This window comes from Pseudomonas sp. HC1(2025) (assembly GCF_058742075.1).
On record NZ_CP196017.1, the window covers coordinates 2,896,822 to 2,914,200 of the forward strand.

11 protein-coding genes are annotated in these 17,379 nt (G+C 64.0%); 10 read left to right on the forward strand and 1 reads right to left on the reverse strand.

Features of this window, described 5'->3' with window-relative positions; genetic code table 11:
* Window positions 1-11: 11 nt before the first annotated feature.
* From treZ to ACSSVH_RS13140, 10 genes are all read left to right on the forward strand, one after another.
* A complete protein-coding gene (treZ, locus tag ACSSVH_RS13095) occupies window positions 12-1,769 on the forward strand; it encodes a malto-oligosyltrehalose trehalohydrolase (protein WP_492634680.1) in 1,758 nt (585 codons plus the stop codon).
* On the forward strand, window positions 1,766-3,850 hold the full coding sequence (gene malQ / locus ACSSVH_RS13100) for a 4-alpha-glucanotransferase (RefSeq protein WP_492634681.1): 2,085 nt from the start codon (window positions 1,766-1,768) through the stop codon (window positions 3,848-3,850). Before treZ ends, malQ begins: the two co-directional genes overlap by 4 nt.
* Window positions 3,847-6,600, forward strand: a complete 2,754-nt coding sequence (locus ACSSVH_RS13105; RefSeq protein WP_492634682.1) for a malto-oligosyltrehalose synthase — start codon at window positions 3,847-3,849, stop codon at window positions 6,598-6,600. The genes malQ and ACSSVH_RS13105 overlap by 4 nt, the downstream gene beginning before the upstream one ends.
* A 23-nt stretch (window positions 6,601-6,623) precedes the next feature.
* Window positions 6,624-6,854, forward strand: coding sequence for a DUF2934 domain-containing protein (locus ACSSVH_RS13110; RefSeq protein WP_169951764.1), 231 nt, complete (start codon window positions 6,624-6,626; stop codon window positions 6,852-6,854).
* 163 nt (window positions 6,855-7,017) lie between these two features.
* The gene (glgX, locus tag ACSSVH_RS13115; RefSeq protein WP_169951766.1) at window positions 7,018-9,159 is read left to right on the forward strand and encodes a glycogen debranching protein GlgX; all 2,142 of its coding nucleotides are present in this window, start codon (window positions 7,018-7,020) and stop codon (window positions 9,157-9,159) included.
* 1 nt (window position 9,160) lies between these two features.
* On the forward strand, window positions 9,161-10,162 hold the full coding sequence (locus ACSSVH_RS13120; RefSeq protein ID WP_432754151.1) for an acyl-CoA dehydrogenase family protein: 1,002 nt from the start codon (window positions 9,161-9,163) through the stop codon (window positions 10,160-10,162).
* On the forward strand, window positions 10,159-10,917 hold the full coding sequence (locus tag ACSSVH_RS13125; RefSeq protein WP_492634713.1) for a PIG-L deacetylase family protein: 759 nt from the start codon (window positions 10,159-10,161) through the stop codon (window positions 10,915-10,917). The genes ACSSVH_RS13120 and ACSSVH_RS13125 overlap by 4 nt, the downstream gene beginning before the upstream one ends.
* The gene (locus tag ACSSVH_RS13130) at window positions 10,914-11,513 is read left to right on the forward strand and encodes an SAM-dependent methyltransferase (RefSeq protein ID WP_169951770.1); all 600 of its coding nucleotides are present in this window, start codon (window positions 10,914-10,916) and stop codon (window positions 11,511-11,513) included. Before ACSSVH_RS13125 ends, ACSSVH_RS13130 begins: the two co-directional genes overlap by 4 nt.
* Window positions 11,510-12,169, forward strand: coding sequence for a glycosyltransferase family 2 protein (locus tag ACSSVH_RS13135; protein ID WP_169951772.1), 660 nt, complete (start codon window positions 11,510-11,512; stop codon window positions 12,167-12,169). Before ACSSVH_RS13130 ends, ACSSVH_RS13135 begins: the two co-directional genes overlap by 4 nt.
* A gap of 174 nt (window positions 12,170-12,343) precedes the next feature.
* Window positions 12,344-13,105, forward strand: a complete 762-nt coding sequence (locus ACSSVH_RS13140) for a PIG-L family deacetylase (protein WP_169951973.1) — start codon at window positions 12,344-12,346, stop codon at window positions 13,103-13,105.
* Window positions 13,106-13,142: 37 nt separating this feature from the next.
* Here the strand turns inward: ACSSVH_RS13140 and ACSSVH_RS13145 are convergent, their stop codons facing one another.
* Window positions 13,143-17,309 carry a hypothetical protein gene (locus ACSSVH_RS13145; RefSeq protein ID WP_492634683.1) on the reverse strand — a complete coding sequence of 1,389 codons (4,167 nt, stop codon included), beginning with the start codon at window positions 17,307-17,309 and terminating at the stop codon, window positions 13,143-13,145.
* Between the last annotated feature and the right edge of the window lie 70 nt (window positions 17,310-17,379).

Below are 17,379 nucleotides of genomic sequence, written 5' to 3' on the forward strand. Positions count from 1 at the left end.
GGTCAGGATAGATGCCGTTACGGACTCTGGAAACATGGCCCCACGGCGCGATCATGCAGGATGCGCAACACACCCGCTTCGCCCTGTGGGCACCTGACGCGTTTTACGTCAGCGTCGAGCTGCACGAGGGTCAGTCGGTGCCCATGCTGCCCCAAGCAGAGGGCTGGTTTGTCGCCTACGTGCGCTGTGGGGCTGGCACCCGCTACCACTACAACATCGATGGCGAGCTGGATGTGCCGGACCCGGCCTCGCGCCTCCAATACGCAGGTGTGCAGGGTGACAGCGTGGTGGTCGATCCCCTGGCCTACCCCTGGCGCCACGGCACCTGGCAAGGCCGGCCCTGGCATGAAGCGGTGATCTACGAGCTGCATGTGGGGATACTCGGGGGCTACGCCGCAGTGGAGCAGCACTTGCCGCGCCTGGCGGAACTGGGCGTCACCGCCATCGAACTGATGCCCTTGGCGCAGTATCCCGGCGAGCGCAATTGGGGTTACGACGGGGTCCTGCCCTACGCACCGCAAGCGTCCCTGGGCACGCCGGAGCAGTTGAAACAGCTGGTCGACAGTGCCCACGAGCATGGCCTGGCGGTGATCCTCGATGTGGTCTACAACCACTTCGGCCCCGACGGCAATTACCTGGGCCAGTACGCCAAGGGCTTTTTCCACGAAGACACCCACACCCCCTGGGGCGCCGGGATCGACTTTGGCCGCCGCGAAGTGCGCGACTTCTTTATCGACAACGCCCTGATGTGGCTCCTCGAATACCGCTTCGATGGCCTGCGCCTGGATGCGGTGCATGCCATCAACGACCCCTCGTTCCTAAAGGAGCTGGCCCAACGGGTGCGTGAGCAGGTCGACCCGGCGCGCCATGTATGGCTGGTCCTGGAAAACGAATTCAATCAGGCCAGCCTGTTGCAGCAAGGCTTCGATGCGCAATGGAACGATGACGGGCATAACGCCTTGCATGTGCTGTTGACCGGCGAGACCGACGCCTACTACGCCGATTTTGCCGACGACCCCACCGCCAAGCTGGCCCGCTGCCTGGGCGAAGGGTTTATCTACCAAGGCCAGACCACGCGCCACGGTACCCGACGCGGCGAGCCCAGCGGGCATTTGCCCCCCAGTGCCTTTGTGCTGTTTTTGCAGAATCACGACCAGATCGGCAACCGTGCGCTCGGCGAGCGCCTGCACCAGTTGTGTTCGCCCCAGGCGTTGCAGGCAGCGACCGTGCTGCTATTGATGTCGCCGATGATCCCGCTGTTGTTCATGGGGGATGAAGTCAACGCCGAGCAGCCCTTCCTGTTCTTTACCGACCATCACGGCGAGCTGGCCGAGGCGGTGCGCGAAGGCCGGCGCAACGAATTTGCTGATTTTGCCGCCTTCAGTGATCCCCAGCGCCGCGCGCAGATTCCCGACCCCAACGCGCTACAGACTTTCGAACGCTCCATACCCCGGTTTACCCAGGCACCTGCTGCGCTATACCGGCAACTGCTGGGCCTGCGCCAGCAGCATATCGTGCCGCACCTGCCCGGCAGCACCGCCCTCGGCGCCCAAGTCTTGGGCCAGGGCGCGGTGTCTGCACGCTGGCGCCTGGGCAATGGCAGCGTATTGCAGATCGACCTCAACCTGGGGCCGGCCACCCTGCAGCCCCCGGCCGCTATCGGCCAACTGTTCAGCACCAGCAATGACGCCGCGTTACTCACGCCCTTCTCTGCCCGCGTCAGCTTGGCGCCGGGTGACACCTCATCATCTGTTGGAGAGCACTCTTGAGCGAAGCGCAATTGGAAATACTCGCCAGCCGTGCGGGCCTGGCGGTGGACTGGATCGACGCCAACGGCCGGCCGCAACATGTCAGCGCCGACGCGCTGCGTGCCGTGCTCCATGGCCTTGGCCACCCCGCCGACACCGACGCCGCCATCGCCGCCAGCCTGCAAGAGCTGGAGCGCGTGCAGCAAGATCGGCACCTGGCGCCGCTGTTGACCGTGGACGTGGGCGCAGGCCTGGACCTGGCCGCCTACTTTGCCCCGGGTACGCCGTGCCAGGCTCATCTGGAGGACGGCAGTACCCGGGACCTTGCGCTGGATGCCCAGGCCACCCTGCCTGGCGTGTTGCCCGTGGGCTATCACCGGGTGCAGATCGCCGATCAATCCTTCACCCTGGCCGTGGCCCCTGAACGTTGTTTCACTGTCGCCGAGGCGGTGGACAGCCAGCCTGCCCGCGCCTGGGGCCTGAGTGCCCAGTTGTATGCCCTGCGCCGCAGCGGCGACTGTGGGTTTGGCGACACCCAGGCCCTGGAACAACTGGCTCGCGCTGCCGCTGAGCGGGGTGTCGACGCCCTGGCGATCAGCCCGCTGCATGCCATGTTCAGTGCCGATACCGAGCGCTATAGCCCTTATTCGCCGTCCAGCCGCCTGTTTCTCAATAGCCTGTATGCGTCCCCCGGTTGCATCCTCGGCGAACGCGCCGTGCACAGCGCCATCGAGGCCACGGGACTGGCCGACGAGTTGCACGAACTGGAACAACAAAGCCTGATCGACTGGCCCGCCGCCGCCAAGGCCAAGCAACGCCTGCTGCGCGCCCTGTACGAGGACTTTCGCCAGGGCGAGCACCCGCAGCAGGCGGACTTTCTCAGTTTCCGCGAGGCCGGTGGCGAGGCCCTGGAAAACCACTGCCGCTTCGAAGCCTTGCAGGCCGCGCGCGCCGCCAACGGTGAGAGCCTCGACTGGCGCCAATGGCCCGAGGACTGGCGCGACCCCGCCAGCGCTGCGCTGGCGCAATTCGCCGCCGAACAGGGCGAAGCGATCGGTTTCTATGCCTTCAACCAATGGCTGATCGCCCGCTGCCTGGCGCGCGCCCAACAGGCCGCCCGCGGCAGTGGCATGGGCATCGGCCTGATTGCCGACCTGGCCGTGGGTGCCGATGGCGCCGGCAGCCAGGCCTGGAGCCGTCAGGATGAGCTGCTGGCCGACCTGACCGTGGGCGCGCCACCGGATATCCTCAACCGTGCCGGCCAGGGCTGGGGCATCTCCGCGTTTTCTCCTGAAGGCCTGAAGCGCAACGGCTTTCGCGCATTTATCGAAATGCTGCGGGCCAACTTCGCCCATGCCGGCGGCCTGCGGATCGACCATGTGATGGGCCTGCAACAGCTGTGGGTCATCCCCCGGGATGCTTCACCCAAACAAGGCGCGTACCTGTATTACCCGGTAGACGACCTGCTGCGCCTGCTGGCCTTGGAGTCCAGCCGCCACCAGGCGATTGTGCTGGGCGAAGACCTGGGCACGGTGCCCGAGGGCCTGCGGGAAAAACTCAGCGCCCGTGCCATGCTCGGCATGCGCGTGCTGTTGTTCGAGCAGGACCATGGCGGGCACTTCACGCCGATCCTCGACTGGCCGGATAACGCCCTGGCCACCACCAGCACTCACGACCTGCCGACACTCAATGGTTGGTGGCACAGCCGCGATATCGACTGGAATGTGCAACTGGGGCTGATCGACGTGCCCACGGTGGAGCAATGGAGCGAGCACCGCCAGCGCGAGCGCGAGTCACTGCGCCAGGCCTTGGTGCAAGACCCGCAGAACTTTCGCGATGAGCTGCGCAACGAAACTGACCACATACTCGATGCCAGCGTGCGCTACCTCGGTCACACCCGTGCGCCCCTGGTACTGCTACCTCTGGAGGATGCCCTGGGCGTCGAGGAACAGGCCAACCTGCCCGGCACCATCGACACCCACCCCAACTGGCGCCGACGCCTGCCGGGGGACGCCGCGCAGCTGCTCGACGATGAAAACGCCGCGCGCCGCCTGGAGTTGCTGGCGGTGGCGCGCAATCAGGCCCTGGAGCGTGACCGATGAGCGCCGTCTTGCTCCGGGCCACCCAACGCCTGCAATTTCACAAGGGTTTTACCCTGGATGATGCGGTGCCGCTGGTGCCGTATTTCGCCAGCCTGGGCATCAGCCACCTGTACGCTTCGCCCCTGCTCAAGGCCCGCGCCGGCTCGATGCATGGCTACGATGTGGTCGACCCGACCACCGTCAACCCGGAACTGGGCGGCGAACCCGCCTTGCGTCGCCTGGTAGCGGCCCTGCGCGCGCACGGCATGGGCCTGATTCTGGACATCGTGTCCAACCATATGGCCGTCGGCGGCAGCGACAACCCCTGGTGGCTGGACTTGCTGGAATGGGGGCGCCTGAGCCCCTACAGCGAATTCTTCGACATCCAGTGGCATTCACCGGACCCGCTGCTCAAGGGCCAACTGCTGATGCCCTTCCTTGGCAGCGACTACGGCGAAGCCTTGCAAAGTGGCAACCTGCCCCTGCGGTTTGACCCGGCCCAGGGCAGCTTTTTTGTCGAGCACTACGAACACCGCTTCCCGATCTGCCCCAGTGATTACGGCGATATCCTGCGCGCCCATGCCCCGCTCAAAGCGCTGGCCGACCGCTTCAGCGCCCTGGCCTATCAGGCCGATGCCTGGCCCCTGGCGGGCGAGCTTAAACAGCAACTGGCACAACAGGCCCGCGACCCACTGACCCTGGCAGCCATCGAGCACGCCCTGCAATGGTTTGACGGGCGCCAGCGCGAAGGTTTTTTGCGCCTGCATCAACTGCTGGAACAGCAAGCCTATCGCCTGGCCAGTTGGCGCACGGCGGCGGATGACATCAACTGGCGGCGCTTTTTCGACGTCAACGAGCTCGGTGGCCTGCGGGTGGAACGGACCACCGTATTCGAGGCCACCCACAGCAAGATTTTCCAGCTGATCAGCGAAGGCCTGGTGGATGGCCTGCGCATCGACCATATCGACGGCCTGGCCGATCCACGGGGCTATTGCCGCAAGTTGCGGCGGCGCGTGGATGGGTTGTCGCCGACCCGACACTTGCCGATTTTTGTCGAGAAGATCCTCGGCGCCGGCGAAACCCTGCGCGAAGACTGGCGGGTCGATGGCACCACCGGCTATGAGTTCATGAACCAGGTGTCGCTGATGCAGCATGATCCCCAGGGATTCGAGGCCTTGGCCCAGCTCTGGAGCGAGGCTACCGAGCGGCCTTCGGCGTTTATCGAGGAAGCCTGGCTGGCCCGGCAACAAATCCTCAACGGCTCCCTCGCCGGGGATTTTGAAAGCGTGGCCCAGGCCCTGCTGCAAGTGGCCCGCGCGGATGTGATGAGTCGCGACCTGACCCTGGGCGCAATCCGCCGCGCCTTGCAGGAACTGGTCGTGCATTTCCCGGTGTACCGCACCTATATCAGCGCAGGTGGCCGTAGCGCCGCGGACGAGCGCGTGTTCCAACAGGCCCTGGCCGGCGCCCGTGGGACCTTGAGCGAAGCTGACTGGCCGGTGCTCGACTACCTGCAACAGTGGCTCGGCGGGCAACCCTGGCGCGAGCGCCCGGTGGGGCAACCGCGCAAGATCCTCAAGCACGCCTGCGTGCGCTTCCAGCAACTGACCTCGCCGGCAGCCGCCAAGGCGGTGGAAGACACGGCCTTCTACCGCTCGGCAGTGTTGCTCTCACGCAATGACGTGGGCTTCAGTACCGAACAGTTCAGCGCGCCCCTGGCCGACTTCCATGCCGCCAACCAGCAGCGCCTGCACACCTTCCCCGATAACCTGCTGGCCACCGCCACCCACGATCACAAGCGCGGCGAAGACAGCCGCGCGCGCCTGGCGGTGCTCAGCGAGTGCGCACCGTGGTATGCCGAGCAGGTGCAGCAGTGGCGCCGGCTGGCGGCGCCCCTGCGCGACGATCCGGCCATCCCCTCGGCCGGTGATGAGCTGATCCTGTATCAGGTGCTGCTGGGCAGTTGGCCCCTGGACCTGGGCATTGAGAACACCGGCAACTATCAGCAGCGCCTCTGGCAATGGCAACAAAAGGCCCTGCGCGAAGCCAAGCTGCACAGCAGCTGGAGCGCCCCCAACGATGTTTATGAGCAAGGTGTCGAAGCCTTCCTCAGCCGCTTGCTGCTCGACCCCGCCGGTCTGACCTTGCGCACGGCGATCCACGCGGCAACCGAGGCCATCGCCCCTGCCGGCGCGTTGAACGGGCTGGCGCAATCCTTGCTGCGCAACACCGTGCCAGGCGTGCCAGACCTGTACCAGGGCGACGAATTCTGGGACTTGAGCCTGGTGGACCCGGACAACCGCCGGGCGGTGGATTTCAGTGCCCGGCAACAGGCACTGGCGGCAACACCCGATGCCTTGCTTGAGCACTGGCGTGACGGCCACCTCAAGCAGGCGTTGATTGCCCAGGTCTTGAACCTGCGCAAGGCCCACCCGCTGCTGTTTGCCAGGGGGCGCTATGTACCGCTGCAAGTGCTGGGCCGGCATGCCCAACGGGTTGTCGCCTTCAGCCGTGAGTACCAGGGCCAATGGCTGTTGGTGGTGGTACCGCGCTGGACTCACGCCCTGCTTGAAAACAGCGCCCAGCCCCGGGTGGATGCGCAGGTTTGGGGCGATACCCGGATCACATTACCGTTCGACGCCACGCTGCGAAATTGGAAGGGACTTTTGCAAACAGGCGCAGTCACACCCAACAAGGAGCTACTGATCAGCGCTGCCCTGGGGGATCTCCCGGTGAATGTCTTTATCCATTCTGACGATCAAGAAAGCTGAAATTTTCTGTGAGGAGCATTGCGATGAGCACCGAAGACAAGCGCGTTCGTGAATTCGCGTATCAGATCTGGGAGTCCGAAGGTAAGCCCGAAGGCCAGGAAGCCCGCCATTGGGAAATGGCCCGCAAGTTGGCTGAAGCCGAGGCTCTGACGCCTAGTAAACCCAAGGCCGGCGCCAAGGCCAAGGCCAAGCCGCCAGCGGAAAAACCCGCCGCCGCGAAAAAGCCTCGAGCCCCACGCAAACCCGCCGGCTGACCCCACCTGTAGGAGCCGGCTTGCCGGCGATAGGTCTCCATCAAGCACCACCCGAGACGCTATCCCCGGCCACCCGGCTGCTACAAAAAATGCTCGATTATTGATCTGACCTGATGTCAGCACGGCCCCGTTCGGCCCGGAAAAACTTTGCAGGAGCAACACCATGAGCAAGACACCCGATACCGAGCCATCGCGGATTCGTGAAGGGCTGCCCTTCCCCCTTGGCGCGACCTGGGACGGTCTGGGGGTCAATTTCGCACTGTTCTCGGCCAACGCCACCAAGGTCGAGCTGTGCCTGTTCGACGATACCGGTGAAGTCGAACTGGAGCGTATCGAGCTGCCGGAGTACACCGACGAGACATTCCACGGCTACTTGCCCGACGCCCACCCGGGGCTGATTTATGGCTACCGCGTATACGGTGCCTACGACCCGGCCAATGGCCATCGCTTCAACCACCATAAATTGCTGATCGACCCCTATGCCAAGCAGCTGGTGGGCGAACTCAAGTGGTCCGAAGCGCTGTTTGGCTACACCATCGGCCACCCGGATGCCGACCTCAGTTTCGATGAACGCGACAGCGCGCCCTTCGTGCCCAAATGCAAAGTCATCGACCCGGCCCATACCTGGGGCAACGACCAGCCGGTACGCACGCCGTGGGACCGCACGATCATCTACGAAACCCATCTGCGCGGCATCAGCATGCGCCATCCGTCCGTCCCCGAGGCGGTGCGCGGCACCTGCGCCGGGTTGATGGTCGACGATGTGCTCAAGCACATCCGCCAACTGGGTGTGTCATCGGTGGAACTGCTGCCGATCCACGCCTTCGTCAATGACCAGCACCTGCTGCAAAAAGGCATGACCAACTACTGGGGCTACAACAGCATCGCCTTCTTTGCCCCCGACCCGCGCTACCTGGCCAGCGGCAAGATCGCCGAGTTCAAGGAAATGGTCGCGCACCTGCACGAAGCCAAGCTGGAGGTGATCCTCGATGTGGTCTACAACCACACCGCCGAAGGCAACGAGCAGGGCCCGACCCTGTCGATGCGCGGCATCGACAATGCCTCCTACTACCGGTTGATGCCCGATGACAAACGCTTCTATATCAACGATTCCGGCACCGGCAACACCCTGGACCTGAGCCACCCTTGCGTACTGCAAATGGTCACCGACTCCTTGCGCTACTGGGCCACGGAGATGCATGTGGATGGTTTCCGCTTTGACCTGGCGACCATTCTGGGGCGTTATCACGATGGTTTTGATGAGCGTCACAGCTTCCTTGTCGCCTGCCGCCAGGACCCGGTGCTGCGCCAGGTAAAAATGATCGCCGAGCCTTGGGATGTGGGCCCAGGCGGTTATCAGGTGGGCAACTTCCCGCCTGGCTGGGTGGAATGGAATGACCGTTTCCGCGACACCGTGCGCGCCTTCTGGAAAGGCGATGACGGCCAGTTGGCCGACTTTGCCGGGCGCATGACCGCTTCCGGCGAGATGTTCAACCAGCGCGGGCGCCGGCCCTACAGCTCGGTGAATTTCATCACCGCCCATGACGGTTTCACCCTGCACGACCTGGTGTCCTACAACGACAAGCACAACGAGGCCAACGACGAGAACAATCAGGACGGCAGCAATAACAACCTGTCGTGGAACCACGGCGTCGAAGGCCCGACCGAAGACCCCGAGATCAACGCGCTGCGCCTGCGCCAGATGCGCAACTTCTTCGCCACCCTGTTGCTGGCCCAGGGCACGCCAATGCTGGTGGCCGGGGATGAGTTCGCCCGCACCCAGCACGGCAACAACAATGCCTACTGCCAGGACAGCGAAATCGGCTGGGTCAACTGGGAGCTGGATGAAGATGGCAAATCCCTGCTCAAGTTCGTCAAGCGCCTGATCAAGCTGCGCCTGGCCTACCCTATCCTGCGGCGCGGGCGCTTCCTGGTGGGTGACTACAACGAAGACATCGGGGTCAAGGACGTGACCTGGCTGGCTCCCGACGGCAACGAAATGACCATCGAACAGTGGGAAGACAGCCAGGGCCGCTGCCTGGGCATGTTGATGGATGGGCGCGCCCAGGAAACCGGGATCCGCCGTCCCGGGTCCGACGCCACCTTGTTGCTGGTGGTGAATGCGCACCACGATCTGGTGAATTTCCGCTTGCCCCAGGTACCGGATGGCGGCTTCTGGACCTGCATGGTCGACACCAACCAACCGGCCGTGCGTGGCCAGGAACGTTTCGATTTTGACCACGAATATGCGGTGACCGGACGCTCGTTGCTGCTATTTGAACTGCAACATGAGCAAGAGGTGTGAAATGGCTCTACACGGGTTTTTGCAACGCAATCCCCAGGGACTGGCCGACACCCAAGGCCTTGGCCAGACCCTGAGGGCCCTGGTGGATGCGGGCCTCGACCAATTGCCGCGCCCCGGTAGCGGGCAGACGCTGCTGCGCTTCAGCGAACTGGCCCAGGTGGCCGGCCACGACCTGAGCCTGTGCAAGCTGTTTGAAGGGCACACCGATGCACTGGCGATCATGGCCGAGCTCGACAGCCCGGCCCCACCTGCCGGTAGCACCTGGGGCATGTGGGCCGCCGAGCCGCCGACGGCACGGGTGCAGGTTCGGCGTGAGGGCTCGCAGTGGCTGCTGCATGGGCGCAAGGCCTGGTGCTCCGGGGCGGCGGTGGTCAGCCACGGGTTGTTGACTGCCTGGGATGAACAGGCGCGCCAGCAGTTGGTTGCAGTGTCGATGGACCAGCCGGGTGTCCAGGTCACCGGTGAAGGCTGGCAAGCCGTGGGCATGGGCGCGTGCGCCAGTGTCGAAGTGCGGTTCGAGAATGCCGTGGCGCTGGCCGTGGGCGAGCCAGGGGATTACCTGCAACGCCCAGGGTTCTGGCAAGGAGGGGTTGGCATCGCCGCCTGCTGGTACGGCGCGGCGCAGCGCTTGGCCGAGGCCCTGCGCGAACACTGTGACCGTCGTGCAGAACCCCATGCCCTGGCCCATCTGGGTGCGGTGGACATGGCCTTGTTCGCCGCCGCCACGGTGCTGCGCAGCGCTGCGCGGCAGATCGACGAGCAACCCCAGGCCAACGCCCAGTTGCTGGCGCGCCGGACGCGGGCAGTGATTGAAGCGGCGGCCAACGAAGTCATCCATCACGTCGGCAGGGCCATGGGAGCCGGGCCCTATTGCCAGGACCGGCACTTCGCGCAATTGATCGCAGACCTGCCGGTGTACTTGCGCCAAAGCCATGCCGAGCGGGACCTGGCAGCGCTCGGCGAGCATCTGTCGAGCGCTGCTGGCGGGACATGGCAACTATGAAAGCCAACCCGATTGTCGGCCAAGGCACGCCCCTGCGCGCCTGGCAAGGCTCTGCCCGTGTCGCCGGCCTGCCTCTGATCAGCGTGGCGCAACTGGTGCCTGAAGGTTGCCGCGCGGTGATCATCGCGCCCCATCCGGATGATGAAGTGCTGGGCTGCGGCGGTTTGTTACAAGGCTTGGCGGCGTTGGACCGCGAGTTGCTGCTGGTTTCAGTCACGGACGGTTGCGCCAGCCATCCGGGTTCAACCCGTTGGCCAAGGCAACGCCTGCGCGAGGTTCGTCCCCGTGAGTCGGCCGAGGCCCTGCAGCGCCTGGGTTGGCCGCAGCAACGCCTGAGCTGGTTGCGCGGCGGTTTTTCCGACAGCCAGGTGCAGGCGCGCGAACCTGCGCTGACGGCGTTTATCCAGCAGCACCTGCAACCCGAAGACGTGGTGTTCACCACCTGGCGCGAAGACGGCCATTGCGACCACGAAGCGGTTGGCCGCGCCAGTGCCCAGGCGGCCCGGGCAGTCGGCGCGCGCCTGATCGAGCTACCGGTGTGGACCTGGCACTGGGCAACCCCCGAGGACCCACGGGTACCCTGGCACCGCGCGCACAAGATTGCCCTGGCACCCGCGGCCGTGGCCCGCAAGCGCCACGCCCTGCACGCGTTCTCCAGCCAACTGGAAGGCGACCCGCAGGTCGACCTGCCGCCCGTCTTGCCGCCCCATGTGCTGGAGCGGCTGTTGCAACCTTTTGAAGTGGTGTTTCTATGAGTGTGGCCACGGCTTACTTCGACCAGCTGTTTGTCGACAACGACGACCCCTGGGCCTTTCGCCAGCGCTGGTACGAGCAGCGCAAGCGCGCCTTGACCCTGGCGCTGCTGACCCGGCCACGCTACGCCTCGATTTTCGAACCCGGCTGCGCCAATGGCGAATTGAGCGCCGAACTGGCAACGCGCTGTGAGCGCCTGCTGTGCTGCGACACCGCTACGGCGGCGGTAGCCCTCGCGCAAGCGCGCTTGCAGGAGTTTGCCCACGCCCAGGTCGAGCGGCTGCGCTTGCCTGCACAGTGGCCGCAAGGCTCGTTCGAACTGATCGTCCTCAGCGAGTGGTGCTACTACCTTGATCATGACGATTTGTGCGTGCTGATCGATCAGGCCCTGGGCGCACTCAGCCCGGATGGCCAGGTCCTGGCCTGCCACTGGCGAGCGCCCATCGACGGTTGCCCGCAAACCGCCGAACAGGTCCACCAACTGCTGCACCAACGCCTGGGCATGTCGCGCGTGGCGCAGGTCGCTGACAGTGATTTCCTACTCGACCTGTGGTCTCGCGAAAGCGCCTCGGTCGCCCATCTTGAGGGGCTGCGATGATCGGCATTCTGATTCCGGTGCATAACGAAGAGGCGCTGCTGGCCGAGTGCCTGAAAGCCGCGATGATCGCCGCCAGCCATCCGGGACTGCTCGGTGAGCAGGTACAGATACTGGTGGTGCTCGACAGTTGTACCGATGGCAGCGCCGCCATTGCCGAGGCGTTCGGGGTACACAGCCTGAGCGTTGCGGCACGCAATGTCGGCCAGGTGCGTGGAATCGGTGCGCGGCATCTGTTGAACCAGGGCGCGCGCTGGATTTCCTGCACCGATGCCGACAGCCGCGTGGCGGGCGATTGGCTGGTGGCGCAACTGGCCCTGGGGGTGGATGCAGTCTGTGGCACCGTCACAGTCGATGCCTGGAGCGACGGTTTCGACGAGGCGGCGCAGATCCGCTACCACCAGGCCTATCAGGCCAGTGACGGGCACCGGCACATTCATGGGGCCAACCTCGGCGTCAGCGCCGGCGCCTACGTGCGCGCTGGCGGGTTTGAACCCCTGGCCTGCCATGAGGACGTGCAACTGGTGCGCCAACTGGAGCGTTGCGGCGCAACCATAGCCTGGAGCCATGCTCCACAAGTCATCACCAGCGCCCGCTTGGACTGCCGCGCACAGGGAGGCTTTGGCGACTATTTGAAAGGCCTGATGTTGCCATCTTGAAAAACTTACAACTTTGCCCGGCGAAATCCGGGTGATGAACAATACTCAAGCACGGCACTCTTAGGATTCGGAATGCCAGCGTGCCGCACCGGCCATGAGGCCGGCGCGACAAAAAGGAGAGTCGACCCGGCCACGGGGCACGACCTGCATTACCAGGACAAGGACGTAACATTGATCAATCCCGCCACTTTGAACGACGTTCGCCGCACGCCGGCGCAAATCTGGAACAGCGCGCCGCAATTGGCGCAAATCCCCACCATCAGCCCTTCCCTACTGGTGCCTCCTGGCTCGCGAGTGGTGGTGGTGGCGCCGCATCCGGGTGACGAAGTGCTGGCCTGTGGCGGTTTGCTGCAACTGCTCAGCGCCCTCGACTATCCCTTGAAACTGATCTCGATCACCGACGGCAGCGCCAGCCATCCGGGCTCCAACCAGTGGTCGGCGCAGCGCTTGAGCGTGTTCCGGCCCCAGGAGAGTGTCGAGGCCCTGCGCCGCCTCGGCTTGCCCATGCATAGCCTGAAGTGGATTCGCGGGGGCTTTTGCGACAACGCCCTGGCGGGCCGCGAACAGCTCTTGAGCCAATTTATCGCCCGCTACCTGCAACCCGGTGACGTCGTATTCACCACCTGGCGCAATGATGGCAATGACGACCACGATGCCGTCGGCCGTGCCACCGCCATCGCCTGCGCGCTGACCGGCGCGCGCCTGCTGGAGCTGCCGATCTGGGCCTGGCACTGGCCCGCCCGCGAAGCCGGGCGCATGCCCTGGCAGTGCGCGCGCAAGATACGCCTCGACACCTGGAGCGTGGCGCGCAAACGCCACGCGGCCCATGCCTACGCCAGCCAGTTGCTCGGCGACCCTTTGATCGGCCTGGCGCCGATGCTGCCCCCGGTGCTGCTGGAGCGCATGCGCGTACCCTACGAGATTGTGTTTCTGTAATGCCTTGGAGCACCACGCCACACGGCGTTACGCAGTCCTATTGAAACACCTGCGCCTCGCCATCGACGGTGGCGCGGATCCAGCGTGGCTCCATGGGGTCGCTCCACACCGAGCGCGGCGGCGTGCCCCCGTCGCTGATCAGGATGCGCCGGCCCGACTGGCTCCACTCCTGCATCCGCGCCTTGAATTGGGCCGGATAGTCCGCGGCCTTGCACGAAATGCCGGCCCACGGGTCGACCACCCACGCCTCGTCCCATTCCGGCCCCGTGAAGCCTTTGCTGCGCGGCTGGCCGGGCGGCCCGCCGACCACGGCGAATGTATGCCCCTTGACCTGGGCGATCCGCGCATTGCCGCCACTGGCGTTGATCGTATCCACCGCCACCTTGGCCATCTGGTCGCAATTGCCGGCACCGGTCTTGAGGACCATTTGCGAATAGTTGGGCGCCCCAGTGCGGGTGTAGAGCCAGCCCACCATCTCCGTGGCTGTCTGGCTGCGAACGACCTCCGCGGGAAGGCCGGGAACCTGTTGATTGGCCGACCTTATGCCCGTGGCCTGGAATTGCTCTTCAACCGCTTTGCTGCCGCCCTGTGCATATAAATGGTTCTGCTGTTCGGTCGGCAACAGGGCGAAGTCCGCCGGTTTGTTGATCGGCGAGAGCCGCACCGGTTTTGCCGCAACCACCACATGCCCAGGGTTGCTCCCGGCGGCATACACCCCCATCAAGACTTCACGCTGCTTTTCGGGGGGAAGTGCGCGCAGGACCTTGACCAAGTGGTCGATTTCCGCAGGCGACATGGGCTCATCCGCGACAATTTTCTTGATCAGGGTCTCAAGGCTGGGCAGTACCACTAGCGGGTTATCCGGCAGTCCCTGCGCCACAAAGCTGTAGACATCCTTGTAGTGGTCGTACCGGCGGATGAACTCCAGGTCCAGTGGGCCACTGCGGGTCAGACGATGAAAGTCCAGCTTGCCGGTGCCGTCCAGCGGCGCGAAGAAATACACCCCGGTATCGCCCTCGACCATCACGTATTGCTGGCCAGCATGGTCGATCTTGAGCCCTCTGACGACGCGCTGATCGTTGCTCAAATCGCTGATGGCATCCATTTTGATCACCAGCGTTTCCTGATTGAGCGCCCGGGGCACGCCGAAGTCGTCGTAACCAAAGTCCGGCTCATTGACCACGGTGCCAGAGGTACGGTTTTTGTAGGTGACAGGCTGGGTGCTGGCCATCGGCAGCAGTTCCTGGTTGCCTGCTTCGTTGACGCGGTAGCGACGGTGTTCGTGAATCACCGTGCGTGGCCCTTTCACCGGGCCCGCGCCAGGAATCAGGCGGCGATGCTCCAGGGCCTGGGCGTCCTGAAATATCGGAGTGCCGCCAGGTTCGATTTGCTTGGTGTAGCACAGGTCACCCAGATCGCGCTTGAAACGCCGGCCCCCGACACCACAGGTCAATACGAAGCCTTCAAATGGCTCGGTATCGCTGGGGCCGCCCAGTTTGATCAGGCTCTCGGGGTTTTTCGGGCGATAACGATAGACGTCATCACCGACCACCACATCGCTGTGCGTGCGCCGATGCAGGACGCGGGCCTGGTCACTGGTGATGCCTTCGGCCACCCGTACAGTCTGGCCTGGCGCCAGGGGCCTGGCGGTCAGGGGGATTTGCTGGGTGATGTCGTAACGGCCTCTGCCAGGCAGTTCAAGGGCGGCCGATTGTCTGAATTTCGCAATGCCGGCCTGGACCTCCTTGAGTTGGAGGCTCCCGTGCTTCATCAGACGGTTCCCGACGCTGTTCAGCGCGGGCATCACCGGGTCCAGGGGGTTGAGATTGCGCGCCACGGAAACCGCGAACTTCTTCACCAGGGGCGCAAATTTTGGCAGCAGTGCGCGCACGCCGATCTTGCCGGCCTGGGACAGCAGGCGCACCGAGCCTGCTGCCAGCTTGCCCGCCGGGCTGGCGAAGGTCAGTAGCCCATCGACCACCAGCTCCATGATGCCCTGCTTGGTGTTGCCGTTGACCAGGTTCTCAATACCACTCCAGAACGGAATAACCATTTGGCCGACGCCTTTGACCCGCTCCCAGAATGCTTCATCGTTTTTATGCGCTGCGCTTTCCCGGGCGGGGTCCGACGCGGTCCATTGCTTGAGCGTGTCCTCATCGACATAAAACAGATCCGTGGTAATGGCCTTGGCAATGGCGACCGAACGCTCGGAGTCAAAGGTGCGCGGCACCAAACTTTTGGATGGGTTTCCCGTCGCGGCGAAGTGCGCAAGCTGTTGCGGCACCACGATCGAAAAACTCTTGGGTCTAGGCCCCTTGCCTGCCGTGTAGGCGGCCCACTGCTGCTTGAACTCGGCCCGGCTGTCGGGGCGGGTATTGCGCACCACCAACTCTTCGCTAGGCACGCCGTCTGCGGCGTGCTCAACAGAGATGAAGTCCTTGCCATAGCTTTTGTCCGCAGGATTGTAGGCCTCCAGGATCGGCTGCAAGTCGTCGCGGCGCCGGGCGATGCCCTTGAGCGGATTGATTTCGTAGTAGTTTGTCTGGCCGTCATGCACGGCCTTGAGAATAAACGCCGGGCGTGTCACGGCGGCCCGTTTCTCTTCATCCGTCTCATGGCCGGGGCCGGGCTTTGTGCGCAGGGCAAACACCGTGACGTCACCCTGCTCAAGCGCTGTGCGATCCTTTATGGGCAACTGGGTCAGTTGGCTGCGGATAAGTTGTGAATAGGCAACCTTGGTGTCGGCCAGGTATTGGTCAAACTTGCCCTGGAACTGATCTTCGTCATACACAGGGTATTGATAGCGGATGTCCGAGGGGGTGATTTTCTCACCGCTCATGTGCCGGTACAGGGCAAAAATCGGGCTGATCATGCTCAGCAGTTCGGTACGCGAGGTGCCCTTCTCCATGCGCTCGAAATAATCCTTGCGCATCGGCACATCGGCTGCCATTTGCTGGGTTGCCGCGACCACCCGATCAAGATGGGCATCAAACGCCGTGACCGCCTTGTTGATGTCCTCCTGCAAATAGCTGTCTTTGTGCGCGATTACCCCCTGCACCACCGCCCAATCCAGGGTCGCCGGGATACGGGTCGATGTGATAAGCGCCCACTGGGCGTCGGTGGTGGCTTGTTCGCTGAACTTGCCGGGCAGGTCAACCAGCTCCTGGAAGCCCATGCTGCGCGACGAACCGGGCCGGATCGCCTCCGCCAAACTGACGCCGTGCTGGAAATTCACCCACACTGCCGATCCTTGATACGCAAGGTCGGCGGGCACATCACGTACGGAAAAATCGGCCGGGAACCGGGCGCGCAGAACGTAGGCCGCCAGATGCGCCTGGTCGGCGGACAACTGCCTGGAGTCGACCAGGTGCTGGCGAAATTGCGCCTTGATCGCCGGATAGCTTTGGTTCGCCAGGTCACGTGAAGCCAGATCAAAACCGGCAATATGCCCAGGTTTGCGCCCGTGCAACGGGTCCAGGCTCAAGCTCAGGGCCTTCACCAGCAACTTGACCTTTACCTGGGGAGCAATCACCCCATCGAGGGGAAACGGCGCGCCGCCCAGGTGCCTCAACAACTGTTCAAGCAGCGCCTTGGCCTGGGGGGATTTGAGTATTAGCTCGAGCACGGCGGCCGGCGTGCCCTGGGCTTTGGCCAGGGCCTGTGGCGAGAGGCCCTCGGTCAACAGGCTGAGCAGGGGCTTTTTAGACGTGGCCTCCTGCTTGGCGACCCATGCCGCGATAGCGGGCTCAGTGCTCGGTTGCAGTAAACCGTCCACATCAGTGGCCCCATCATCCAGGCCCAGGGCAATTTCGCTGCGGGCATCTTGCGTGGCATCAAGCGCCGCCTGCACTTGCGCAGGCGTCCTCGGATCGGCCGGCACAACCCCATAGAACCTGAGCATGTTGTCCAGCCGATTGGTGCCTGGCTGGGTGGAGCCGTTGGGCGGGATCAACGGTGAATCTTTGTTGAGGAACAGGCTTTTATTCACATCGCCGCCGGGGCCGTCCGATGTTTTGAGTTGGTGTAGCACCCGAGATATTTCGTCCAGATCCGCCAGTTTTCCGCGCAGTTGCGCCTGGTAAGAATCGGCTGTTTGCGTGGTCGGCTGCACTAGCGCCAGGCCGGAACTGGCCTGGGCGTTGGCCGGCTGCACGTGAGAAAGAGCGACAGCGGGAGGTGGGGCATTCAGGTGGACAGACGTCATGGCCTTTCGCCTCTGGCAAGGATACACAGACACCCTTGTGTGGAGCGCCTGTAAGAAGATGCTCCAGAGG